Genomic DNA, 21776 nt, shown 5'->3' with positions numbered 1-21776 from the left:
TTTCGCAAGCAAGCCCGCTCCCACATTTGAATTCCGCAAGACACAAAAAAACCCGCCGATGATCACTCATCGGCGGGTTTTTTATTAACGGCTAACGCTTAGATCGCGCCACGCTTGCGCAGCAGATCCAGCACTTGCTTGACGCTTTCCTCCAGCGACAGCGACTGGGTATCGACCACGAGGTCGGCGTCCAGCGGCACGTCATACGGGAAGGAATCGCCCGGGATATTATCCTCGGCCGCCGCGTACAGGCCTTGCGGATCACGCTCGGCACAGACCGTCGGCGAGGCCTGGACGTAGACCGTCAGCAGACGCTCCTTGCCGATGAGTTCCCTGGCCTGTTCACGACCTTCGGCACTTGGCGCAACAAAGGCGGCCAGCGTCAGCAAACCGGCTTCGTTGAACTGACGCGCAACGTGCGCCGCACGACGCCAGTTCTCGGTACGCCCGGCGCGATCCTGTGGCAGACCTTTGTTCAGGTCGTGACGCAGGTTCTGGCCATCGAGCACAAACACTGCACGGCCCAGGTCGAACAGCTTGCGTTCAACCGCATAAGCCAGGGTACTTTTGCCCGCGCCCGACAAGCCGCTGAACAACACAGTGGCCGGTTGCTGGCCAAAGCGCTGAGCGCGTTCTTCGGTGGCAACGTGCGCCAGTTTGCCGTGGTGCGTGCTGCTGCCATGGCTCAACGGTTGAGCGATGATCATGCCGGCAGCGACGGTGCCGTTGGTCAAACGATCGATGACAATAAACGAACCGGTGGTGCGGTTGCTCGCGTAACCGTCCAGCGCGATCGTGGCGTCGAGGCTGATCTTGACCCGACCGATCTCGTTCAACTGCAACGCGCTGGCCGGACCTTCCTCCAGGGTGTTCACGTCAACACGGTTGACGATGCTGGTGATCGAACCCGGCACGTAGCTCGTGGCGCGCTTGATGTCGTATTTCTTGCCCGGCAGCATCGGCTCTTCGGCCATCCACACCAGCATGGCGTCGAAAGCGTCAGTCACCTGCGGCTGATTGTCGGCGTGCACCAGCAAGTCGCCGCGAGAGATGTCAATCTCATCTTCCATGGTCAGCGTCACCGCTTGACCAGGACCGGCATGCTCCAGTTCACCTTCGAAGGTAACGATGGATTTCACGCGGCTGCTCTTGCCCGACGGCAGCACAACGACTTCATCGCCCTTGTGCACGACGCCGCTGGCCAGGGTGCCGGCGAAACCACGGAAGTTCAGGTTCGGACGATTGACGTACTGCACCGGGAAACGCAGGTCGGTGTAGTTGCGGTCGCTGGCGATCTCGACGGTTTCGAGAATTTCCATCAACGACTGGCCGGTGTACCACGGCGAGCGTTCGGACTTGTTCACCACGTTGTCGCCCTTCAGCGCCGACATCGGCACGAAGGCCATGGTGGTCGGCTTGAACGCGATGCCTTCGGCGAACTTCAGGTAATCGGCCTTGATCGACTCGAACACGGTTTCGTCGAAACCGTTGAGATCCATCTTGTTGATGGCGACCACGATGTGTTTGATGCCGAGCAACGAAGCGATGAAGCTGTGGCGACGGGTCTGGGTCTGCACGCCGTAGCGGGCGTCGACCAGGATGATCGCCAGGTCACAGGTGGATGCACCGGTGGCCATGTTGCGGGTGTACTGCTCATGGCCGGGGGTGTCGGCGATGATGAATTTGCGCTTGGCGGTGGAGAAATAGCGGTAGGCGACATCGATGGTGATGCCCTGCTCACGCTCGGCCTGCAGGCCGTCGACCAGCAACGCCAGGTCGATGTCTTCGCCAGTGGTGCCGACTTTTTTCGAGTCGCGGGTAATGGCTTCCAGGTGATCTTCGTAGATCATCTTGGAGTCGTGCAGCAGGCGCCCGATCAGGGTGCTCTTGCCGTCGTCGACGTTGCCACAGGTCAGAAAGCGCAGCATTTCCTTGCGTTCGTGCTGGCCCAGGTAGGCGAGGATGTCCTCGCTGATCAAATCAGATGCGTGCGACATGACAACCCCTTAGAAATAACCCTGACGTTTCTTTTCTTCCATCGAGCCTGCGCCATCGTGATCGATGACCCGGCCCTGGCGTTCGGAAGTTCGCGTCAGGAGCATTTCCTGAATGATGTCGGTCAGGCTGGTGGCCTCGGACTCGACCGCACCGGTCAACGGGTAGTCACCCAGTGTGCGGAAACGGACTTTCTTCTTGACGATGCGCGCCTTGTCTTCATCGCTCAGGTGATTGAGCAGGCGTTCGTCGTCGATCATGATCCAGGTGCCATTCATCTCGATGACGTCGCGCTCGGCGGCGAAATACAGCGGCACGATCGGGATGCCTTCGAGGTAGATGTACTGCCAGATGTCCAGTTCGGTCCAGTTCGACAACGGGAAAACGCGGATCGATTCGCCCTTGTTGACGTTGCCGTTGTAGACGTTCCACAGCTCTGGACGCTGGTTTTTCGGGTCCCAGCGGTGCTTGGTGTCGCGGAAGGAATACACGCGCTCTTTGGCACGGGACTTCTCTTCGTCGCGGCGGGCACCACCGAATGCGGCGTCGAAACCATACTTGTCGAGGGCCTGTTTGAGGCCTTCGGTTTTCATGATGTCAGTGTGTTTGGCACTACCGTGAGTCAGCGGGTTGATGCCCTGCGCGACGCCATCGGGGTTCACGTGCACCAGCAGGTCAAGGCCGAGCTCTTCGACCATGCGGTCGCGGAACGCGTACATTTCCTTGAACTTCCACCGGGTGTCGACGTGCATCACCGGGAACGGCAGTTTGCCCGGGAAGAATGCCTTGCGCGCAAGGTGCAGCATCACGGCGGAGTCTTTACCGACGGAGTACAGCATCACCGGGTTATCGAACTCGGCGGCGACCTCGCGGATGATGTGGATGCTTTCGGCCTCCAGCTGTTTCAGATGCGTCAGTTTGTCGACCATGGCTACTCACGAAAACGATCTTATGGACGGCCAGCGGGCCGTGTTCGAGCGGGGAATCCTAGCACAGCGACCTCTTCTAATCAGGACGCAGGCTAGATCGAAAGGGTATATGAATATACCTGCCCGTTCGGGTCACACGGACCACTGTGGGAGCGGGCTCGCTCGCGAATGCTGACTCACATTCAACATTGATGTCGATTGAAACACCGCTTTCGCGAGCAAGCCCGCTCCCACATTTGATGAGGGTGTCCCAAAGACCCTCGTCATCAGATCGGATTCGGGCAATCGATGAAGATGTGCTCCAGCGCAAACCGCCGCGCCAGGTAATCCCCCAACGCCTGTACACCGTAGCGCTCCGTGGCGTGATGACCGGCAGCGATGAAGCTGATGTCGTTTTCCCGGGCGCTGTGGAAGGTCTGTTCGGACGCTTCACCGCTGAGGTACAGATCGACCCCGGCCAGTACGGCCTGATCGATGTAACCCTGGCCGCCACCGGTGCACCAGCCAACACGGCGGATCATCTCGCTGCCTTCGATCAGCAACGGCTCGCGGCCCATGACTTCCTGCACGCGGCGGGCGAAATCACGCGGTGTCATCGGATCGTTCAGAGAGCCCACCAGACCGACAATTTTAAGGTTATCCGGATCGAGCGGGCCTTCGACGGTGATGTCCAGCTGGCGCGCGAGCTGCACGTTGTTGCCGACGTCCGGATGCAGATCCAGCGGCAAATGGTAGGACAGCAGGCTGATGTCGTGCTTGAGCAGGGTTTTCAACCTACGCTGCTTCATGCCGGTGATGCACGGGTTCTCGCCCTTCCAGAAATAACCGTGATGCACCAGCACCAGATCCGCCTGGGCTTCGACCGCAGCGTCCAGCAATGCCTGACTGGCGGTGACGCCGCTGACGATGCGCATCACCTGCGGTCGACCTTCGACCTGTAATCCGTTGGGGCAATAATCGGCAATCCTTGCACTGTTCAGATAACGGTCGGCTTCTTCGACCAGGGTGCTCAGGGCGACGGCCATAAAAGACTCCTAAATATCCCGTTCAGAGGCGCGCGCGGCCTCGTATAATGCGCGACATTATGGGCGGTCTCATACCGCCTGCAACCTTCCAGGACGTGCTTAATGCTCAAAGCGCTGCGTTTTTCCGGCTGGCCGCTGTTGGCCGGCGTGCTTATCGCTTTATTGATCATCCAGCGTTACCCGCAGTGGGTCGGGCTCCCTAGCCTCGACGTCAACCTGCAGCAAGCCCCGCAAACCACCACGATGCAGCAAGGCCCGGTGTCGTATGCCGACGCGGTCACCACCGCCGCGCCGTCGGTGGTGAACCTGTACACCACCAAAGTCATCAACAAGCCGAACCATCCGCTGTTCGAAGACCCGCAGTTCCGTCGTTTCTTCGGCGACAACTCGCCCAAGCAGAAGCGCATGGAATCGAGTCTCGGCTCCGGCGTGATCATGAGCCCGGAAGGCTATCTGCTGACCAACAACCACGTGACCAGCGGCGCCGACCAGATTGTGGTCGCGTTGAAGGACGGTCGTGAAACCCTGGCACGCGTGATAGGCAGCGACCCGGAAACCGACCTCGCGGTCCTGAAGATCGATTTGAAAAAGCTGCCGTCGATCACCGTCGGCCGTTCCGACAACATCCGCATCGGCGACGTGGCCCTGGCCATCGGCAACCCGTTTGGCGTCGGCCAGACCGTGACCATGGGCATCATCAGCGCCACCGGCCGGAACCAGCTGGGCCTGAACAACTACGAAGATTTCATCCAGACCGACGCCGCGATCAACCCCGGCAACTCCGGCGGTGCACTGGTAGACGCCAACGGCAACCTGACCGGCATCAACACTGCGATCTTCTCCAAGTCAGGCGGCTCGCAAGGCATCGGTTTCGCGATCCCGGTGAAACTGGCGATGGAAGTGATGAAGTCGATCATTGAACACGGCCAGGTGATTCGTGGCTGGCTCGGAATTGAAGTGCAGCCGCTGTCCCAGGAACTGGCGGAATCGTTTGGCTTGTCGGGACGTCCGGGCATTGTGGTCGCGGGGATTTTCCGTGACGGCCCGGCGCAGAAGGCGGGTCTGCAGTTGGGCGATGTGATCCTCACCATCGACGGCGAGCCGGCGGGCGATGGCCGCCGCTCTATGAACCAGGTCGCGCGAATCAAGCCCACCGACAAAGTCACGATTCAGGTGATGCGCAACGGCAAGGAGTTGAAGCTGACCGCGGAAATCGGTTTGCGTCCGCCGCCTGCGCCAGTCAAAGAGAAAGAAGAGGAGTAAGCCCGCAGGAACTGCCGACGGCTGCGATCTTTTGCGTGCTCGACAGTTCCAAAACGCTAAAATCGTTAAAAGCATACATTCTCATCAAGCATGTTATATTGTTTCAAATAACGCTTGGAACGCATAACATGCCGTCTCGAACAATGGCTTCCCTCACAGGCCTGGCCCTCGGTCTGCGAGGGGATCCGGTCTTCGCCGAAGAATCCAGAAACGTTGAACTGGACGCCATCAGCGTAACCTCCGACTACGAATCCCCCACCGGCCCGGTCAAGGGATATCGCGCGATCCGCTCCTCGAGCGCGACTAAAACCGACACTGCCCTTCGCGACATCCCGCAATCGATCAGCATGATTCTACATCGACGCCGAAGTCACCGAGGGCGACAAGGTCATTCCAGCCGGCAGCCGCATCCTTGGCGTGGCCAAACGCAGTGGCAGTCTGCTGGGCGTTTATGAATTTCAGGATGGCCAACTACGCGGTTCGGACCTCGGCGCCGCGTTCACTTATGTCGGCGATCGCTCGGGTGAAGCCGGCAGCGATTTCGAACAGCCGGCCTACCACACCGTCGACCTGCTGGCCCATTACAAGGCCAGCGACAACGTCACCGTGGGCCTGAATCTGAACAACCTGTTCGACGAAAAATTCTACGAGCGCTCCTACAGCAATTACTGGGTCAATCCCGGTGAGCCGCGCAATTTCACTGTCAGCCTGACACTCAACCTGTAAAAGGAAAAATCACCATGCAACAAGCTAAATCACTGGTTCTGCTGGGGCTGCTCGGCGCGATGTTCGCGACTCACGTCTCGGCCCATGGCCTGTGGACCGAACAACGTCGCGGCAACATCGAAGTCATCTATGGTGATGGCGCTGAGGACGATGCCTTCAAGGCGCAGAAAATCAGCGGCGCCTGGGCCTATGACGCCGAGGGCAAGATGATCCCGGTTACCGTGCAACGCCTGGCCGACCATGCGCGCCTGCAGCCACTCAAACCACCCGCGGCACTGGCAGTCGCACTGGATAATGGCATGTGGTCGCAGACCGCCGATAAAAAATGGATCAACGAAGGACGCAGCAAGGTGCCGGGAGCGATCGAGTCGACCGAGACCTTCAAATACAGCCTGGCGATTTACCAGCCGGGAGCGAAGTTGCCGAAACTCGACCAGATCAAATTGCTGATTCTGCCGGAGGTTGATCCCCTGACCGTCGGGCCCGGCAAGTCGCTGCCGGTTCGGGTGCTACTGGATGGCAAACCGGCGGCGGGCGTGAAGTTGGTGGGCGACTATCGCAGCGCGCCGAATACCTTGAGCACCGAAACCGACAAGGATGGCCGCGCCCAGGTGCTGGTGCGCAATGAAGGGTTGAATGTGATTGCGGCGAAGGTGGAAATCCCGGTGAAGGACAGCCCGGATGTGAGCAGTCGCGGCCTGTTCAGTTCGCTGACATTCCTCGGCGAGCCGCATCACGATTAAGGCTTGAAGCCGGTGGTGCTTCATTCGCGAGCAAGCCCGCTCCCACATTGGATCTGTGTCGTTCACAAATCCAGTGTGGGAGCGGGCTTGCTCGCGAAGACGGATTAGAGATCGCCCAGACCGTCGATCAGTGCCTGATTCTGCTCCGGTGTGCCGATGGAGATCCGCAGGAACTGCGCGATCCGCTCTTGCTTGAAGTGCCGAACGATCACGCCTTGCTCGCGCAACTTCGCCGCCAGCCCCGCCGCGTCGTGCTTTGGATGACGCGCAAAGATAAAGTTCGCCGCCGACGGCAGCACGTCAAAGCCTTTGGACTGCAACTGCGAGATCACCCATTCACGGTTTTCGATCACCAGACGACACGTCTTGTCGAAATACTCACGATCCTCGAACGCAGCCGCAGCGCCGACATTCGCCATGCGATCCAGCGGGTAAGAGTTGAAGCTGTTCTTGATCCGCTCCAGCGCTTCGATCAAATCCGGATGCCCCACCGCCAGGCCAACTCGCAGGCCGGCCAACGAACGGGATTTGGACAAGGTCTGAGTCACCAGCAGGTTCGGATAACGGTCCACCAACATGATCGCTGTTTCGCCACCAAAGTCGATGTACGCCTCGTCCACCACGACCACTGAATCCGGGCTGGCCTTGAGGATTTGTTCAATCGCGTCCAGCGCCAGCAGGCAACCGGTCGGCGCGTTCGGGTTGGGGAAAATGATCCCGCCGTTTGGCTTGGCGTAGTCCGCCGGGTTGATCTGGAACTGTTCGTCCAGCGGCACCGCGTCGAACGTGATGCCATACAACCCACAGTAAACCGGGTAGAAGCTGTAGCTGATGTCCGGGAACAGCAGCGGTTTATCGTGCTGCAGCAAACCGTGAAAAATGTGCGCCAGTACTTCATCAGAACCGTTGCCGAGGAACACCTGATTGCTTTGTACACCGTAGTACCTGGCGACTGCGTTTTTCAGCAGATCGCTGTTCGGGTCCGGGTACAGACGCAGGTTGTCATTCAGTTCGGTCTGCATCGCGGCCAAGGCTTTGGGCGATGGACCGTAAGGATTTTCGTTGGTGTTGAGCTTCACCAGTTTCGCCAGTTTCGGCTGCTCGCCCGGCACGTAAGGCACCAGATTCTTGACGAACGGGCTCCAGAATTTACTCATTTCAGTTCCCCTGCCCTTCAATAGAGAGCTCGTCAACGATGCGGTATTCGGCGCTGCGGGCGTGGGCGGTCAGCGACTCGCCGCGAGCCAGCACGGAAGCGGTCTTGCCCAGATCGGACGCCCCCTGCTCGGAGCAGAAGATGATCGACGAGCGTTTCTGGAAGTCGTATACGCCCAGCGGCGACGAGAAGCGTGCGGTGCCGGAGGTCGGCAGCACGTGGTTCGGGCCGGCGCAGTAATCGCCCAGGGCTTCGGAGGTGTGACGGCCCATGAAGATCGCGCCCGCGTGGCGGATCTGCGGCAACCAGGCTTGCGGATCAGCGACCGACAACTCCAGGTGCTCCGGCGCAATGCGGTTGGCCACTTCGATGGCCTGGTCCATGTCGCGCACCTTGATCAGCGCACCACGGCCATTGATCGATGTTTCGATGATCTCGGCCCGCTCCATGGTCGGCAGCAGTTTGGCGATACTCGCGGCGACCTGATCGAGGAACTCGGCGTCCGGGCTGACCAGAATCGCCTGGGCGTCTTCGTCGTGCTCGGCCTGGGAGAACAGGTCCATGGCGATCCAGTCCGGGTCGGTCTTGCCGTCACACACCACGAGGATCTCGGACGGACCGGCGATCATGTCGATACCGACCTGGCCAAATACGTGGCGCTTGGCGGTGGCGACATAGATGTTGCCCGGACCGACCACCTTGTCGACCTTCGGCACGCTCTCGGTGCCGTAAGCCAGTGCGGCAACGGCTTGTGCGCCACCGATGGTGAAGACGCGGTCAACGCCGGCGATGCAGGCGGCGGCCAGCACCAGCTCGTTGATTTCACCACGCGGGGTCGGCACCACCATGACCACTTCGGTCACACCGGCCACCTTGGCCGGAATCGCGTTCATCAACACCGACGACGGGTACGACGCCTTGCCGCCCGGGACGTACAGACCGGCGCGATCCAGCGGCGTGACCTTCTGGCCCAGCACGGTGCCGTCGGCTTCGGTGTAGCTCCAGGAATCCTGTTTTTGCTTTTCGTGGTAGCTGCGCACGCGGGCCGCGGCTTTTTCCAGCGCTTCACGCTGAGGCACGGTGATCCGGGTCAGGGCCAGTTCCAGGCGTTCGCGCGGCAGGATCAGGTCGGCCATCGAGGCGACGTCCAGACCGTCGAACTGCCGGGTGAATTCCACCAGCGCCGCATCGCCGCGTTCACGTACGGCTTTGATGATGTCCAGCACCCGCTGATTGACCGAGTCGTCAGACACGCTTTCCCAGCTCAGCAGATGATCCAGATGATGTGCGAAATCCGGGTCAGCAGCGTTGAGTCGGCGAATTGCAGTCGGTGCGGTCATAGCGAGAGCCTCATAGGATTGGCAAAAACTCAGGCGCCCGAAGCTAACATTCGATCCGCTTGGGCACCTGAGAATTCTGGCTATGAGGCGGATAGACGGCGCGACTCAAGGTCGCGCAGGTGAATCAGCCGCGGTGTCGAGACTCCACTGCCTTGCGCAGGGTGTCGATCAACGCCTGGATACGGGCGTGCTGCATTTTCATCGAAGCTTTGTTGACGATCAGCCGGGAGCTGATGTCGGCAATGAAATCCTGGGGTTCCAGGCCATTGGCGCGCAGTGTATTGCCGGTGTCGACCACGTCGATGATCTTGTCCGCCAGACCGATCAGCGGTGCCAGTTCCATCGAGCCGTAGAGCTTGATGATGTCGACCTGGCGACCCTGTTCGGCGTAATAACGCTTGGCAATGTTGACGAACTTGGTTGCCACGCGCAGACGGCCCTTGGGCTCGACGTCGCCGACACGGCCAGCGGTCATCAGCTTGCAGAGGGCAATTCGCAGGTCCAGAGGCTCGTACAGGCCCTGGCCACCGTACTCCATCAGCACATCTTTACCGGCGACGCCCAGGTCAGCAGCACCATGCTCGACGTAAGTCGGCACGTCGGTGGCACGCACGATCAGCAGGCGTACATCGGCCTGGGTCGTGGGGATGATCAGCTTGCGGCTCTTGTCCGGATTCTCGGTCGGCACGATGCCCGCTTCAGCCAGAAGCGGCAGGGTGTCGTCAAGGATGCGGCCCTTGGACAGTGCGATGGTCAACATGGGAAACGTCAGTCCTTATCAAGGTACGTGCCCGGTCACAATTGGCGCCGGGCACACATCGAGGGTGAAGCACCCTCGACTTGAAACGAATTCAACGGGCACATCCTTATGCCCATGCAGCAAAAAACTAGCCCGGTACGCGGCGGATCTTGGCGCCGAGCATCTGCAGTTTCTCTTCGATGCACTCGTAACCACGGTCGATGTGGTAGATGCGGTCGATCAGGGTATCGCCTTCAGCGATCAGCGCCGAGATCACCAGGCTGGCCGAAGCACGAAGGTCGGTGGCCATGACTGGCGCGCCTTTCAGCTTCTCGGTGCCGGTGACGATGGCGGTGTTGCCTTCGACCTGGATCTTGGCGCCCATGCGGTGCAATTCGTAAACGTGCATGAAGCGGTTTTCGAAGATCGTCTCGATCACGGCACCGGTGCCTTCGGCAATGGCGTTGAGGGAGATGAACTGCGCCTGCATGTCGGTCGGGAACGCCGGGTACGGAGCGGTCCGCACGTTGACGGCTTTTGGCCGCTTGCCGTGCATGTTCAGCTCGATCCAGTCTTCGCCGCAGGTGATTTCGGCACCCGACTCACGGAGTTTTTCCAGGACGGCTTCGAGGATGGTCGGATCGGTGTCCTTGACCTTCACGCGACCGCCGGTCACGGCGGCGGCAACCAGGTAGGTGCCGGTTTCGATACGGTCAGGCATCACTTTGTAAGTGGTGGTGTGCAGACGCTCGACGCCATCGATGGTGATGGTGTCGGTGCCGGCGCCAGTGATCTTGGCACCCATGGCGATCAGGAAGTTCGCCAGGTCCACCACTTCAGGCTCGCGTGCGGCGTTGGCCAGAACGCTGCGGCCCTTGGCCAGAGCGGCTGCCATCATGATGTTTTCGGTACCGGTCACGCTGACGGTGTCGAAGAAGAAGTGCGCGCCGCGCAGGCCGCCTTCAGGGGCCTTGGCCTTGATGTAGCCGCCTTCGACGTCGATGACCGCGCCCATGGCTTCAAGACCACGGATGTGCAGGTCCACCGGACGCGAACCGATGGCGCAACCGCCAGGCAGTGCGACTTCGGCTTCACCGAAACGGGCAACCATCGGGCCCAGCACCAGGATCGACGCACGCATGGTTTTCACCAGTTCGTACGGAGCGATCAGAGTCTTGATGGTGCGCGGGTCGATTTCGACGCTGAGTTTCTCGTCGATCACCGGCTCGATGCCCATGCGACCGAACAGCTCGATCATGGTGGTGATGTCATGCAGGTGCGGCAGGTTGGCAACGGTAACCGGGCCATCGCACAGCAAGGTTGCAGCCAGGATCGGCAGGGCAGAGTTCTTTGCCCCGGAAATGCGGATCTCGCCATCAAGACGAGCGCCACCGGTAATAATCAATTTATCCATAAGAATCTCGACGCCCTTGGGCTCAGGTGCGCTCGGCCCAGGCCGCGCTGCTGAAAAATTTCATAGTGACCGCATGGATGCTGCCATCGGTGATCCATGGGTTCAAATGGGCATAGACCTGCTGCTGACGCTTCACCGGGCTCAACGCCGCCAGTTCATCGCTAATCACGTTCAGCTGAAAGTTGCAGCCTTCGCCTTCAACTTCCACCTTTGTGTCTGGCAGCTTTCCTTCAAGGAAGCTCTTCACTTCTACGGCCTGCATGCTCAACCTCAATCGGCGCCCTTTGCGCGCGGGTCGGACATCATACAAAAAAGCCCCGCGCCTGCGAACCCCGCGAAGCAGGACTCTGACGGGGGGCTTCCTTATCGATGCGGTTAGGGATGCGCCAACAGCTCGGTCAATTCGCTGACCTGAGCAATTTCACGCATGTCTTCGGGCATTGCACGGATGCTCAGCGGCTTGCCGGCCTCCTCGGCATCACGCATGAAACACAGCAGCAGCGACAAGCCGACACTGCTGGACTTCAACACTGCCGAACAATCCACCACCAGTGCGGCGGCCTTGCTGGCCTTGATCAGCGCCTGGCCCTGCTTGCGCAGGCCAGGACCGGTGCGGTAGTCCAGCATCCCGCTAAGCATCAGCTCTCCGGATTCATTCATGCGAATGGCCGATACACTCATTGGGCTTGCTTCTCGGGGGTTTGCTTCTCGCTGGCTTCCTTGGCTTTGGCGACTTCACCGGCCCAACCATTGATAGTCTTGTCCAGATCGTTGCCATTGCGCTGCATCGCATCAGCGAACTGATCACGGAACAGCTTGCCAATGTTGATGCCATTGATGATCACGTTGCGCAGCTTCCACTCGCCATTGATCTTGTCGAGCGTGTAGGACACAGGATAGATCGCGCCATTGCTGCCCTTGACCGTCATACCAACGCTTGTGCGGTCTCCCGACTCATCCTTGGCAGGATCGACGACGATGCCCTGATTGTTGTACTCAAGCAATGCGTTGCCATAGAACTGGAACAGGCCCTTTTTGAAGTTTTCTTCAAAGGTCTTCATTTGCGCAGGCGTGGCCTTGCGCGAATATTTGACCGTCATGATGCTTTTGGAAATGCCCTCGGCATCCACCACAGGGCCGACGATGTCGTTCAGCGCCTTGTAAAAGTCCTGTGGATCCTGTTTGTACTTCTCTTTGTTGGCTGACAGGTCCGCCAACAGCCGGGTAGTGGTGTCCTGTACCAGCTCGTGCGCGGAAGGCGCCGCCACGGCGTTAGCCATCAACGGCAGGGCCGCGAGTAAAACCAACAGGCCACGTCGCAAGGTAGAGATCATTCAAAAGCTCCTCATTTGGCGTCTTTGCTAACGGTATTGAGCAGGAATTTACCGATCAGGTCCTCGAGCACCAGCGACGACTGGGTGTCGTGGATGGTTCCACCATCCTTGAGCAGGCCTTCTTCGCCGCCCACGCTGAGACCGATGTATTTCTCGCCCAACAGGCCCGCCGTCAGAATAGATGCAGTGGAGTCAGTCGGCAGGTTATCTACGCGCTTTTCCAGTTGCATCGTTACCCGACCGGTGAAACTGTCGCGGTCCAGATCGATCGCCGTGACCTTGCCGATGGTCACACCGGCCATGGTCACTTTAGCTCTGACCGTCAAACCGGCGATATTGTCGAAATAGGCATAAAGTTTATAAGTATCGGTGGTTGCGCTCGGGGACAGGCCACTCACCCGCAACGCCAGCAACAGCAAAGCCAGGATGCCAGCCAGCAAGAAAAGGCCGACACCGATTTCCAGGGTGCGGTTTTGCATCAGAAATCTCCAAACATCAAGGCAGTCAGAATAAAGTCCAGGCCGAGTACAGCCAACGAGGCATACACCACGGTCTTGGTAGTGGCACGACTGATCCCCTCGGATGTGGGCTCGCAGTCATAGCCTTGGAATACGGCGATCCAGGTCACGACAAAGGCGAAGACGATGCTTTTGATGATGCCGTTGAGCACATCCTCAGTGAACGTCACGCTGTTCTGCATGTTGGACCAGTAGGAACCTTCATAGACACCCAGCCAGTCGACGGCCACCCACGAACCGCCCCAGATACCCACCACGCTGAAAATCATCGCCAGCACCGGCAGGGAAATGAAGCCGGCCCACAGGCGCGGGGCAATGATGTACTTGAGCGGGTCGACACCAATCATTTCCAGACTGGACAGCTGCTCGGTGGACTTCATATTGCCGATTTCAGCCGTCAGGGCTGAACCGGCGCGTCCGGCGAACAGCAATGCCGTGACCACGGGGCCCAGTTCGCGAAGCAAGGTCAGGGCAACCATCTGCCCGACCGCCTGCTCCGAACCGTAGCTGGAGAGGATGTTGAACCCTTGCAGCGCCAGCACCATGCCGATGAACACCCCGGAGACCACAATGATCACCAGGGACATCACGCCCACCGAATGCAGTTGCTTGATCAGCAGGCCGAAACCGCCGCCGATGCCGCCTCGACCGAGCAAGGCATGAAACAGGAATATCGTCGAACGGCCGAACACCGCCAGCACGTCGATGCCGGCATGGCCGAACCGGCGCACGCGTTCCATGAGTGAAATCTTGCGCATCAACGCTTCCCCAGAAGATCTGCGCGGTAATCCGTCGCTGGAAAGTGGTATGCGACCGGGCCGTCGGGTTCGCCGGTCATGAATTGGCGAATCCGTGGCTCTTGCGAGTTCATCAGTTCCTCGGGCGTGCCCTGCCCCAGCACCTGGCCTTCGCCGACCACATAAATGTAGTCAGCAATGCTCGCGGTCTCGGCCAGGTCGTGGGAGACCACGATGCTGGTGATACCGAGGGCATCGTTGAGCAGGCGGATCAGGCGCACCAATACGCCCATGGCGATCGGATCCTGACCGACGAAGGGTTCGTCATACATGAGGATCTGCGGATCGAGGGCAATCGCCCGGGCCAGCGCGACACGGCGCTTCATGCCGCCGGACAGCTCGTCAGGCATCAGGTCGATGGCGCCACGCAGGCCCACGGCCTGTAATTTGAGCAGCACAATGTCCCGGATCATTTCTTCCGGAAGCTCGGTATGAACGCGTAGCGGAAAGGCGACGTTCTCGAACACGTCGAGATCGGTAAACAGTGCGCCGCTCTGAAACAGCACACCCATGTGTTTACGCGCATCGAACAAATCACTGCGCGACAGTTTCGGCAGGTTCTGACCGTTGACCCAGACTTCACCCTTGGTCGGACGCAATTGGGCGCCCATCAAACGCAACAGTGTGGTCTTGCCACACCCGGAAGGCCCCATGATACCGGTGACCTTGCCGCGCGGAATACGGATATCGACGTTATTGAAAATGCTGCGCGCACCGCGCTTGAAGGTCAGTCCCTTCAGCTCGACCGCGTAGGCGTTATCGGCACTCATCTAAACTCCTTGCGATGCAGCCTCTCACTCGGACGCGTTTCTCTCTGACGAAAGCACATACCTCCCGGGCAGGCCGAACTGGCGGCGAACTATACCATTGCAAAGGCCAAGCGCCCAAGGGCCAAGCCGGGCCATGTTCAGCAACTTGAGCGGCAAAAGGCTTAATTTAGAGGGATTCGGTAACAGGGAATTTCAAAGCGCGACGAACTTGCGTGAGGGTTTTGATCATTACCGCTATAATCGCCGCCTTTTCATCAGGCTATACGATTTCTGACATGAGCCAATCCAGCGACCTGATTCAATCAGCACAACGCACCATCCGCCTCGAACTGGAAGCCGTACAAGGCTTGCTGCCCCATATCGACGCAGATTTCGTACGCGCTTGCGAGATGATTCTGGCCAGCAAAGGCCGCGTGGTCGTGGTCGGCATGGGCAAATCGGGGCATATCGGCAACAAGATTGCCGCCACCCTGGCCAGCACCGGCACCACGGCTTTCTTCGTGCACCCGGCCGAAGCCAGCCACGGCGACATGGGCATGATTACCCGCGACGACATCATCCTGGCCTTGTCGAACTCCGGTTCCACCAATGAAATCGTCACCCTGCTGCCGTTGATCAAACGTCTGGGCATCAAATTGATCAGCGTGACCGGCAACCCCGACTCACCGCTGGCCAAGGCTGCCGAGGTCAATCTCAACGTGCATGTCGAACACGAAGCCTGCCCGCTGAACCTGGCACCGACATCGTCGACCACCGCCGCCCTGGTCATGGGCGATGCCTTGGCCGTTGCGTTGCTCGAAGCCCGCGGCTTTACCGCTGAAGACTTCGCTTTTTCCCACCCCGGTGGCGCGCTGGGCCGACGCCTGCTGTTGAAAGTGGAAAACGTCATGCACGCCGGGCAGGAGCTGCCGCAAGTCCAGCGCGGGACACTGCTCAAGGACGCGCTGATGGAGATGACCCGCAAGGGCCTGGGCATGACCGTTATTCTGGAAGCCGATGGCAAACTCGCCGGGATCTTCACCGACGGCGATTTGCGCCGCACCCTGGATCGCAGCATCGATATTCACAGCGCCACGATCGACCAGGTCATGACCGCCCACGGCAAGACCGCTCGCGCCGAAATGCTCGCCGCCGAGGCCCTTAAAATCATGGAAGACCATAAAATCAACGCGCTGGTCGTGGTCGACAGCGAAGACCGTCCGGTCGGCGCCTTGAACATGCACGATTTGCTGCGCGCAGGAGTAATGTAATGAGCACGGACCTGCTGCAACGCGGCAAACAGATCAAACTGGCGGTATTCGACGTCGACGGCGTCCTGACCGACGGGCGCCTGTACTTCCTTGAAGACGGCAGCGAATTCAAGACCTTCAGCACGCTCGACGGCCAAGGCATCAAGATGTTGATGGCGGCCGGCGTACAGACCGCTATCATCAGCGGCCGCAAGACCCCGGTGGTCGAACGACGGGCGAAGAACCTCGGCATTCCCCACCTGTATCAGGGTCGCGAAGATAAACTGGTGGTGCTGGACGAACTGCTCGCCCAACTCAACCTAAGCTACGAACAAGTCGCCTACCTCGGTGACGACCTGCCAGACCTGCCGGTGATCCGCCGCGTCGGCCTGGGCATGGCAGTGGCCAATGCCGCCAGCTTCGTGCGTGAACACGCCCATGGCATCACCCAGGCCCGTGGTGGCGAGGGTGCCGCCCGCGAATTCTGCGAATTGATCCTGCGCGCCCAGGGCCGCCTCGATGCGGCCAACGCTGCGTACCTGTGAGCCAACTATGCTGAGCAAGAAATTTCGCAACATCCTGATGTTCGGCTGCATTACAGCGATTTTTGCTGCGGTCGGCTACTGGAACATCAGCCCGGAACGCTTCCTCGACCAGCCGGTGGCAAAGGTCGATGAAAACGCGATCGACTATTACGCACTCAACGCCCACAGCGTTCAGTACCTGCCGGACGGCAAGCTGCAGTACGAAATGACGTCCGACAAGGTCGAACACCTGAAAGCGACCGAAGTGACGCTGCTGACCAATCCGGACCTGAATCTGTTCCGCGGCACCGAGTTTCCCTGGCACGTTCAGAGCGAACACGGCGAAGTCAACCCGGACGGCACCCAGGTCGAACTGATCGACTCGGTGCGCATCACCCGTTTCGACGAGAAAAACCGCAAGACCCTGATTACCACCACCCGCATGACCGTGTTCCCGCAACAGCAATATGCGCAGACCGAGCAACCCGTTAGAATCGACGGCGCTGGCGGTGTATCGACTGGCAAGGGAATGAAAGCGTATTTGAAAGAAAGCAGGATACACCTGCTATCGAACGTAAGAGGACAGTATGAGGCTCGTTAAAACTCTCCCTATTTTGCTCGGTCTGGGCGCAGCACTGGGAAGCGTGAGCGCCTGGGCTCTGCCGGACGATCAACAGCAGCCTATCCGCATCCAGGCCGACGACGCCCAACTGGACGACAAGAATGGCATTGCCACTTATAAAGGTGACGTGATCATCACCCAGGGTTCGATGAAGGTCACCGGCAATACTGTGACCATGACCCGCACTCAAACCGGCGATATCGACGTGGTGACTTCGGTGGGCAATCTCGCCTATTTCGAACAACTGCAAACGGCGGGCGACACCAAGCCGGTTCAGGGCTGGGGCGTCACCATCCAGTACCACGCGTCGCAAGACCGCGTCGTGCTGATCGATCGCGCCAAAGTTGTCGATAAGGACGGTAACGTCACCCAAGGCGAGAAGATCGTCTACGACACCAACAAAAAGCTCGCCAGCGCCGGTCGCGCAACGGGCTCCAAGGTTACCGAGTCGCGTCCGCGCATCGACATGGTGATCCAGCCGAAAAAGAAAACCGACGAGCAAAAGGCCCAGTAATGGCAACTCTGAAAGCTCAGCATCTGGCCAAGAGCTACAAGAGCCGTCAGGTCGTGCGCGACGTCAGCTTGTCCATCGACAGCGGTCAGATCGTCGGCCTGCTTGGTCCTAACGGCGCCGGCAAGACCACCTGCTTCTACATGATCGTCGGCCTGGTCCAGGCCGATCAGGGCCGCGTCCTGATCGATGATCTGGACGTCAGCCACCAGCCGATGCACGGTCGTGCGAAGGCCGGTATCGGCTATCTTCCGCAAGAAGCGTCGATCTTTCGCAAACTCTCGGTCGCCGACAACATCATGGCGATCCTCGAGACCCGCAAGGAACTCGACAAGGCCGATCGTCGCAAAGAGCTGGAAAGCCTGCTGCAGGAATTCCACATCAGCCACATCCGCGACAACCTCGGCATGAGCCTGTCCGGCGGTGAACGCCGCCGCGTGGAAATCGCCCGGGCACTGGCGACCAACCCGAAATTTATCCTCCTCGACGAACCTTTCGCCGGCGTGGACCCGATTTCGGTGGGCGACATCAAGCAGATCATCTACCACCTCAAAGCCAAGGGCATTGGCGTGCTGATCACTGACCACAACGTCCGTGAAACCCTGGATATCTGCGAAACCGCCTACATCGTCAACGATGGTCAACTGATCGCCGAAGGTGACTCGGCCACCATCCTGGCCAACGACCTCGTGAAAGAAGTCTATCTGGGCCATGAGTTCCGCCTGTAAGCGCTGAGGTGTCTGGCAAGTCGCCCGAGTGCTAGTCTCGATAAAAAATCAACAGTTTTTTATTGTTACGGCGCTCTAGGCAAACGTTGTGGTTTCAGGCATATAATTTGCTTATGTTTGGCGCTCCGGCGCCCTGTAGTGGATGGCGCACGTGCGCCGGCGAATAAGGTGTTAAGCCCCTGCCATGAAACCATCGCTAGTCTTGAGAATGGGCCAGCAGCTGACGATGACACCGCAGCTGCAACAGGCCATCCGCCTGCTCCAATTGTCGACCCTGGACCTGCAACAGGAAATCCAGGAAGCCCTGGAGTCCAATCCGATGCTCGAACGCCAGGAAGAAGGCGACGACTTCGATAACGCCGACCCCTTGGCCGACAAAGCCGAACAGCAACCCAATGCCGATGTGTCTGAACCCTCCTACCAGGAAACCGCCCCGACGGTGGACAACCTCGATGAGGGCGACTGGAACGAGCGCATTCCCAACGAACTGCCCGTCGACACCGCATGGGAAGACGTCTACCAGACCAGCGCCAGCAGCTTGCCGAGCAACGATGACGACGAGTGGGATTTCACCACCCGCACATCGGCCGGCGAAAGCCTGCAAAGCCATCTGTTGTGGCAACTGAACCTGGCGCCGATGTCCGACACCGATCGCCTGATCGCCGTGACCCTGATCGACTGCATCAACAATCAGGGCTACCTGGACGAAACCCTTGAGGAAATCCTCGAAGCCTTCGATCCGGAACTCGACATCGAACTGGACGAGATCGAAGCCGTCCTCCATCGCATCCAGCAATTCGAACCGGCCGGCATCGGCGCCCGCAACCTGGGTGAATGCCTGCTGCTGCAATTGCGTCAGCTCCCTGCCAAGACACCTTGGCTGGCCGAGGCCAAACGCCTGGTCACCGATTACATCGACTTGCTCGGCAGCCGCGACTACAGCCAGCTGATGCGCCGGATGAAGCTCAAGGAAGATGAACTGCGCCAGGTCATTGAACTGGTACAAACCCTCAACCCACGTCCGGGCTCGCAGATCGAGTCCAGTGAAGCCGAATACGTCGTTCCCGACGTGATCGTGCGCAAGGATAACGAGCGCTGGCTGGTAGAGCTGAATCAGGAATCGGTACCGCGGCTGCGGGTCAACGCCCAATATGCCGGTTTCGTGCGCCGCGCCGACACCAGCGCCGACAACACCTTCATGCGCAATCAGTTGCAAGAAGCCCGCTGGTTCATCAAGAGCCTGCAAAGCCGTAACGAAACCCTGATGAAAGTTGCCACCCAGATCGTCGAGCATCAGCGCGGTTTTCTGGAGTACGGCGACGAAGCCATGAAACCCCTGGTCCTGCATGACATCGCCGAAGCGGTGGGCATGCACGAATCAACGATTTCCCGGGTAACCACGCAAAAATTCATGCATACCCCTCGCGGCATATATGAGTTGAAATACTTTTTCTCCAGCCACGTCAGCACCTCCGAAGGCGGCGAATGCTCGTCTACGGCGATCCGCGCGATCATCAAAAAACTGGTTGCCGCGGAAAATCAGAAAAAGCCGTTGAGTGACAGCAAGATCGCTGGTTTACTGGAGGCACAAGGCATTCAGGTGGCTCGCCGCACCGTCGCCAAGTACCGCGAATCCCTCGGGATCGCGCCTTCGAGCGAACGCAAACGGTTGATGTAGAGCCACGCCACAGCGTTCCAGTGGTAGATCATCTGATCTACCGCTTTATGCACTGGCAACGAAGGAGAAGCTGTATGCAAGTCAACATCAGTGGACACCAACTGGAAGTGACCGAACCTCTTCGCACCTACATCGGCGAAAAACTCGAACGATTGGAGAGGCATTTCGACAAGATCACCAACGTGCAGGTCACGATGACGGTCGAAAAGCTGAAGCAGAAAATCGAAGCCACGCTGCATATTCCCGGCAATGAAGTGGTCGCAAACGCGGAACATACCGATATGTACGCGGCGATCGACGCGCTGACCGACAAGCTGGATAAACAACTCAAAAAGCATAAGGAAAAGACCCAAAGCCTCCTCCAGGGCGCGACCGGTCGTTAACACTCCCAACCCATGATCCGACTTGAAAGCATCCTGACCCCCGGCCGTTCCCTCGTGAACGTGCCGGGCGGCAGCAAAAAGAAAGCCCTCGAGCAAATTGCCAATCTGATCGCCCGCGAAGTGCCGGCTCTGGAGATGCAAGATGTCTTCGAGGCTTTGATTGCCCGTGAAAAACTCGGCTCGACCGGTTTTGGTAACGGCATCGCTATCCCCCACTGCCGGCTGAAAGGTTGCACCTCGCCCATCAGTGCCTTGATGCACCTGGATGCCCCCATCGATTTTGACGCCATCGACGGTGCCCCGGTTGACCTGCTCTTCGTTCTGCTGGTCCCGGAAGCCGCTACCGATGCGCACCTTGAATTACTCCGCCAGATCGCCAGCATGCTTGATCGCAAGGAAGTCCGTGATCGCCTGCGTAGCGCCCCGAGCAATGAAGCCTTGTATCAGGTTGTCCTGGACGAGCAAAACGGGCATTAATCATGCGCTTGATCATCGTCAGTGGCCGTTCCGGCTCAGGTAAAAGTACCGCGCTCGATGTTCTCGAGGACAACGGCTATTACTGCATCGACAACCTGCCCGCCGGGTTGCTGCCGGAACTGGCCGAACGTGCGTTGATTCACACTGAGCTGGCGCAGCCGCTGGTTGCCGTCTCCATCGACGCGCGCAACTTGCCGAGTCACCTGACCCGTTTTCCGGAACTGCTTGCAGAAGTGCGCAGCCGGCATATCCAGTGCGATGTCCTGTACCTGGATGCCGATGAAGAAACCTTGCTCAAGCGTTTTTCGGAAACCCGCCGTCGTCATCCGCTGAGCAGCGCCAATCGCTCGCTGGCCGAGGCGATCAACGACGAAACCAACCTGCTCGGGCCGATTGCCGACCTCGCCGATCTCAAGGTCAACACCACCAATCTGAACCTGTATCAGTTGCGCGATACCATCAAGCTGCGTCTGCTGAACCAGCCGGAACCGGGCACCGCGTTTCTGGTGGAGTCTTTCGGATTCAAGCGGGGCATGCCGGTGGACGCCGATCTGGTGTTCGACGTGCGTTGCCTGCCGAACCCCTATTGGAAGCCGGAGCTACGCGATCAGTCCGGGCTTGATCAACCGGTTGCCGAGTACCTGGCGGCCCAGCCGGACGTCGAAGAGATGTTCCAGGACATTTCCACGTACCTGCTCAAATGGCTGCCCCGCTTTGCCGCCAGCAACCGTGCTTATGTCACCATTGCCATTGGCTGCACCGGCGGGCATCACCGCTCCGTCTACCTGACCGAACGTCTGGGCCAGATCCTGCAAAAATCACTGAAGAACGTCCAGGTCCGCCACCGCGACCTCAGCTAAAGGATTCACATCGCG

At 59.2% G+C, this 21776-nt stretch carries 24 protein-coding genes and 2 pseudogenes; 13 read left to right on the top strand and 13 right to left on the bottom strand.

What is annotated here, in order from left to right:
• Positions 1–98: 98 nt before the first annotated feature.
• The 3 genes from cysN to ACA073_RS04320 form a co-directional block, all read right to left on the bottom strand.
• A complete protein-coding gene (gene cysN, locus ACA073_RS04330; RefSeq protein ID WP_497401881.1) occupies positions 99–1997 on the bottom strand; it encodes a sulfate adenylyltransferase subunit CysN in 1899 nt (632 codons plus the stop codon).
• A gap of 9 nt (positions 1998–2006) precedes the next feature.
• Complete coding sequence (gene cysD, locus ACA073_RS04325; protein ID WP_010463281.1) at positions 2007–2924, bottom strand: sulfate adenylyltransferase subunit CysD; 918 nt, start codon at positions 2922–2924, stop codon at positions 2007–2009.
• Between the two features lie 266 nt (positions 2925–3190).
• The gene (locus ACA073_RS04320; protein WP_497401880.1) at positions 3191–3949 is read right to left on the bottom strand and encodes a Nif3-like dinuclear metal center hexameric protein; all 759 of its coding nucleotides are present in this window, start codon (positions 3947–3949) and stop codon (positions 3191–3193) included.
• A gap of 102 nt (positions 3950–4051) precedes the next feature.
• Between ACA073_RS04320 and algW the strand changes: the two genes are divergently transcribed.
• From algW to ACA073_RS04300, 4 genes and pseudogenes are all read left to right on the top strand, one after another.
• Entirely contained in the window at positions 4052–5212 is a 1161-nt protein-coding gene (gene algW, locus ACA073_RS04315) for a Do family serine endopeptidase AlgW (protein WP_497401878.1), read from the top strand.
• 128 nt (positions 5213–5340) lie between these two features.
• Positions 5341–5565 (top strand): annotated as a pseudogene (locus ACA073_RS04310) (TonB-dependent siderophore receptor); the annotation flags it as partial.
• Between the two features lies 1 nt (position 5566).
• Positions 5567–5938: pseudogene (locus ACA073_RS04305) on the top strand (TonB-dependent receptor domain-containing protein); the annotation flags it as partial.
• 14 nt (positions 5939–5952) lie between these two features.
• Positions 5953–6681 (top strand): DUF4198 domain-containing protein, encoded by a 729-nt coding sequence (locus tag ACA073_RS04300; RefSeq protein WP_497401876.1) that lies wholly within the window; start codon positions 5953–5955, stop codon positions 6679–6681.
• Between the two features lie 104 nt (positions 6682–6785).
• Here ACA073_RS04300 and hisC read toward each other — a convergent pair whose 3' ends face one another.
• From hisC to ACA073_RS04250, 10 genes are all read right to left on the bottom strand, one after another.
• The gene (hisC, locus tag ACA073_RS04295; RefSeq protein ID WP_497401875.1) at positions 6786–7838 is read right to left on the bottom strand and encodes a histidinol-phosphate transaminase; all 1053 of its coding nucleotides are present in this window, start codon (positions 7836–7838) and stop codon (positions 6786–6788) included.
• A 1-nt stretch (position 7839) separates the two neighbouring features.
• Complete coding sequence (hisD, locus tag ACA073_RS04290) at positions 7840–9177, bottom strand: histidinol dehydrogenase (RefSeq protein ID WP_497401873.1); 1338 nt, start codon at positions 9175–9177, stop codon at positions 7840–7842.
• A gap of 124 nt (positions 9178–9301) precedes the next feature.
• Positions 9302–9937: an ATP phosphoribosyltransferase gene (gene hisG, locus ACA073_RS04285; RefSeq protein WP_253436407.1), complete on the bottom strand. Its 636-nt coding sequence runs from the start codon at positions 9935–9937 to the stop codon at positions 9302–9304.
• 127 nt (positions 9938–10064) lie between these two features.
• Positions 10065–11330, bottom strand: a complete 1266-nt coding sequence (gene murA / locus ACA073_RS04280; protein ID WP_017336551.1) for a UDP-N-acetylglucosamine 1-carboxyvinyltransferase — start codon at positions 11328–11330, stop codon at positions 10065–10067.
• Between the two features lie 22 nt (positions 11331–11352).
• Positions 11353–11592 carry a BolA family protein gene (locus tag ACA073_RS04275; protein WP_497401871.1) on the bottom strand — a complete coding sequence of 80 codons (240 nt, stop codon included), beginning with the start codon at positions 11590–11592 and terminating at the stop codon, positions 11353–11355.
• 113 nt (positions 11593–11705) lie between these two features.
• Positions 11706–12011 carry an STAS domain-containing protein gene (locus ACA073_RS04270; RefSeq protein ID WP_497401869.1) on the bottom strand — a complete coding sequence of 102 codons (306 nt, stop codon included), beginning with the start codon at positions 12009–12011 and terminating at the stop codon, positions 11706–11708.
• Entirely contained in the window at positions 12008–12664 is a 657-nt protein-coding gene (locus ACA073_RS04265; RefSeq protein ID WP_497401867.1) for an MlaC/ttg2D family ABC transporter substrate-binding protein, read from the bottom strand. The genes ACA073_RS04270 and ACA073_RS04265 overlap by 4 nt, the downstream gene beginning before the upstream one ends.
• 11 nt (positions 12665–12675) lie before the next feature.
• On the bottom strand, positions 12676–13143 hold the full coding sequence (gene mlaD, locus ACA073_RS04260; RefSeq protein ID WP_046045861.1) for an outer membrane lipid asymmetry maintenance protein MlaD: 468 nt from the start codon (positions 13141–13143) through the stop codon (positions 12676–12678).
• Positions 13143–13940 carry a lipid asymmetry maintenance ABC transporter permease subunit MlaE gene (gene mlaE / locus ACA073_RS04255; RefSeq protein ID WP_461951866.1) on the bottom strand — a complete coding sequence of 266 codons (798 nt, stop codon included), beginning with the start codon at positions 13938–13940 and terminating at the stop codon, positions 13143–13145. The genes mlaD and mlaE overlap by 1 nt, the downstream gene beginning before the upstream one ends.
• A complete protein-coding gene (locus ACA073_RS04250) occupies positions 13940–14749 on the bottom strand; it encodes an ATP-binding cassette domain-containing protein (protein ID WP_028623782.1) in 810 nt (269 codons plus the stop codon). The genes mlaE and ACA073_RS04250 overlap by 1 nt, the downstream gene beginning before the upstream one ends.
• 275 nt (positions 14750–15024) lie before the next feature.
• Between ACA073_RS04250 and ACA073_RS04245 the strand changes: the two genes are divergently transcribed.
• The 9 genes from ACA073_RS04245 (at position 15025) to rapZ (ending at position 21761) form a co-directional block, all read left to right on the top strand.
• Positions 15025–15999 (top strand): KpsF/GutQ family sugar-phosphate isomerase, encoded by a 975-nt coding sequence (locus ACA073_RS04245; RefSeq protein ID WP_150633259.1) that lies wholly within the window; start codon positions 15025–15027, stop codon positions 15997–15999.
• Positions 15999–16523, top strand: coding sequence for a KdsC family phosphatase (locus tag ACA073_RS04240; protein WP_461957246.1), 525 nt, complete (start codon positions 15999–16001; stop codon positions 16521–16523). The genes ACA073_RS04245 and ACA073_RS04240 overlap by 1 nt, the downstream gene beginning before the upstream one ends.
• Positions 16524–16530: 7 nt before the next feature.
• Positions 16531–17103: an LPS export ABC transporter periplasmic protein LptC gene (lptC, locus tag ACA073_RS04235; RefSeq protein ID WP_497401866.1), complete on the top strand. Its 573-nt coding sequence runs from the start codon at positions 16531–16533 to the stop codon at positions 17101–17103.
• A complete protein-coding gene (gene lptA, locus ACA073_RS04230; protein ID WP_497401865.1) occupies positions 17090–17638 on the top strand; it encodes a lipopolysaccharide transport periplasmic protein LptA in 549 nt (182 codons plus the stop codon). Before lptC ends, lptA begins: the two co-directional genes overlap by 14 nt.
• On the top strand, positions 17638–18363 hold the full coding sequence (gene lptB / locus ACA073_RS04225; RefSeq protein WP_017336541.1) for an LPS export ABC transporter ATP-binding protein: 726 nt from the start codon (positions 17638–17640) through the stop codon (positions 18361–18363). The genes lptA and lptB overlap by 1 nt, the downstream gene beginning before the upstream one ends.
• Positions 18364–18547: 184 nt before the next feature.
• Positions 18548–20041 carry an RNA polymerase factor sigma-54 gene (locus tag ACA073_RS04220; protein ID WP_497401864.1) on the top strand — a complete coding sequence of 498 codons (1494 nt, stop codon included), beginning with the start codon at positions 18548–18550 and terminating at the stop codon, positions 20039–20041.
• 74 nt (positions 20042–20115) lie between these two features.
• Positions 20116–20424 (top strand): ribosome hibernation-promoting factor, HPF/YfiA family, encoded by a 309-nt coding sequence (hpf, locus tag ACA073_RS04215; protein WP_007941242.1) that lies wholly within the window; start codon positions 20116–20118, stop codon positions 20422–20424.
• Positions 20425–20436: 12 nt separating this feature from the next.
• Positions 20437–20901 carry a PTS IIA-like nitrogen regulatory protein PtsN gene (gene ptsN / locus ACA073_RS04210; protein ID WP_497401863.1) on the top strand — a complete coding sequence of 155 codons (465 nt, stop codon included), beginning with the start codon at positions 20437–20439 and terminating at the stop codon, positions 20899–20901.
• 2 nt (positions 20902–20903) lie between these two features.
• The gene (rapZ, locus tag ACA073_RS04205) at positions 20904–21761 is read left to right on the top strand and encodes an RNase adapter RapZ (protein ID WP_497401862.1); all 858 of its coding nucleotides are present in this window, start codon (positions 20904–20906) and stop codon (positions 21759–21761) included.
• The last annotated feature ends 15 nt before the right edge of the window (positions 21762–21776 follow it).

It is taken from the genome of Pseudomonas sp. LBUM1670 (genome assembly GCF_059695695.1).
Note: the sequence above shows the minus strand (reverse complement) of the source record. Positions and strands in the feature narration are given on the sequence as shown.

Coding starts and splice junctions, on each gene's coding strand:
- cysN (WP_497401881.1), bottom strand. CDS start 1,997: ATGTCGCACGCATCTGATTTGATCAGCGAGGACATCCTCGCCTACCTG.
- cysD (WP_010463281.1), bottom strand. CDS start 2,924: ATGGTCGACAAACTGACGCATCTGAAACAGCTGGAGGCCGAAAGCATC.
- ACA073_RS04320 (WP_497401880.1), bottom strand. CDS start 3,949: ATGGCCGTCGCCCTGAGCACCCTGGTCGAAGAAGCCGACCGTTATCTG.
- algW (WP_497401878.1), top strand. CDS start 4,052: ATGCTCAAAGCGCTGCGTTTTTCCGGCTGGCCGCTGTTGGCCGGCGTG.
- ACA073_RS04300 (WP_497401876.1), top strand. CDS start 5,953: ATGCAACAAGCTAAATCACTGGTTCTGCTGGGGCTGCTCGGCGCGATG.
- hisC (WP_497401875.1), bottom strand. CDS start 7,838: ATGAGTAAATTCTGGAGCCCGTTCGTCAAGAATCTGGTGCCTTACGTG.
- hisD (WP_497401873.1), bottom strand. CDS start 9,177: ATGACCGCACCGACTGCAATTCGCCGACTCAACGCTGCTGACCCGGAT.
- hisG (WP_253436407.1), bottom strand. CDS start 9,937: ATGTTGACCATCGCACTGTCCAAGGGCCGCATCCTTGACGACACCCTG.
- murA (WP_017336551.1), bottom strand. CDS start 11,330: ATGGATAAATTGATTATTACCGGTGGCGCTCGTCTTGATGGCGAGATC.
- ACA073_RS04275 (WP_497401871.1), bottom strand. CDS start 11,592: ATGCAGGCCGTAGAAGTGAAGAGCTTCCTTGAAGGAAAGCTGCCAGAC.
- ACA073_RS04270 (WP_497401869.1), bottom strand. CDS start 12,011: ATGAGTGTATCGGCCATTCGCATGAATGAATCCGGAGAGCTGATGCTT.
- ACA073_RS04265 (WP_497401867.1), bottom strand. CDS start 12,664: ATGATCTCTACCTTGCGACGTGGCCTGTTGGTTTTACTCGCGGCCCTG.
- mlaD (WP_046045861.1), bottom strand. CDS start 13,143: ATGCAAAACCGCACCCTGGAAATCGGTGTCGGCCTTTTCTTGCTGGCT.
- mlaE (WP_461951866.1), bottom strand. CDS start 13,940: ATGCGCAAGATTTCACTCATGGAACGCGTGCGCCGGTTCGGCCATGCC.
- ACA073_RS04250 (WP_028623782.1), bottom strand. CDS start 14,749: ATGAGTGCCGATAACGCCTACGCGGTCGAGCTGAAGGGACTGACCTTC.
- ACA073_RS04245 (WP_150633259.1), top strand. CDS start 15,025: ATGAGCCAATCCAGCGACCTGATTCAATCAGCACAACGCACCATCCGC.
- ACA073_RS04240 (WP_461957246.1), top strand. CDS start 15,999: ATGAGCACGGACCTGCTGCAACGCGGCAAACAGATCAAACTGGCGGTA.
- lptC (WP_497401866.1), top strand. CDS start 16,531: ATGCTGAGCAAGAAATTTCGCAACATCCTGATGTTCGGCTGCATTACA.
- lptA (WP_497401865.1), top strand. CDS start 17,090: ATGAGGCTCGTTAAAACTCTCCCTATTTTGCTCGGTCTGGGCGCAGCA.
- lptB (WP_017336541.1), top strand. CDS start 17,638: ATGGCAACTCTGAAAGCTCAGCATCTGGCCAAGAGCTACAAGAGCCGT.
- ACA073_RS04220 (WP_497401864.1), top strand. CDS start 18,548: ATGAAACCATCGCTAGTCTTGAGAATGGGCCAGCAGCTGACGATGACA.
- hpf (WP_007941242.1), top strand. CDS start 20,116: ATGCAAGTCAACATCAGTGGACACCAACTGGAAGTGACCGAACCTCTT.
- ptsN (WP_497401863.1), top strand. CDS start 20,437: ATGATCCGACTTGAAAGCATCCTGACCCCCGGCCGTTCCCTCGTGAAC.
- rapZ (WP_497401862.1), top strand. CDS start 20,904: ATGCGCTTGATCATCGTCAGTGGCCGTTCCGGCTCAGGTAAAAGTACC.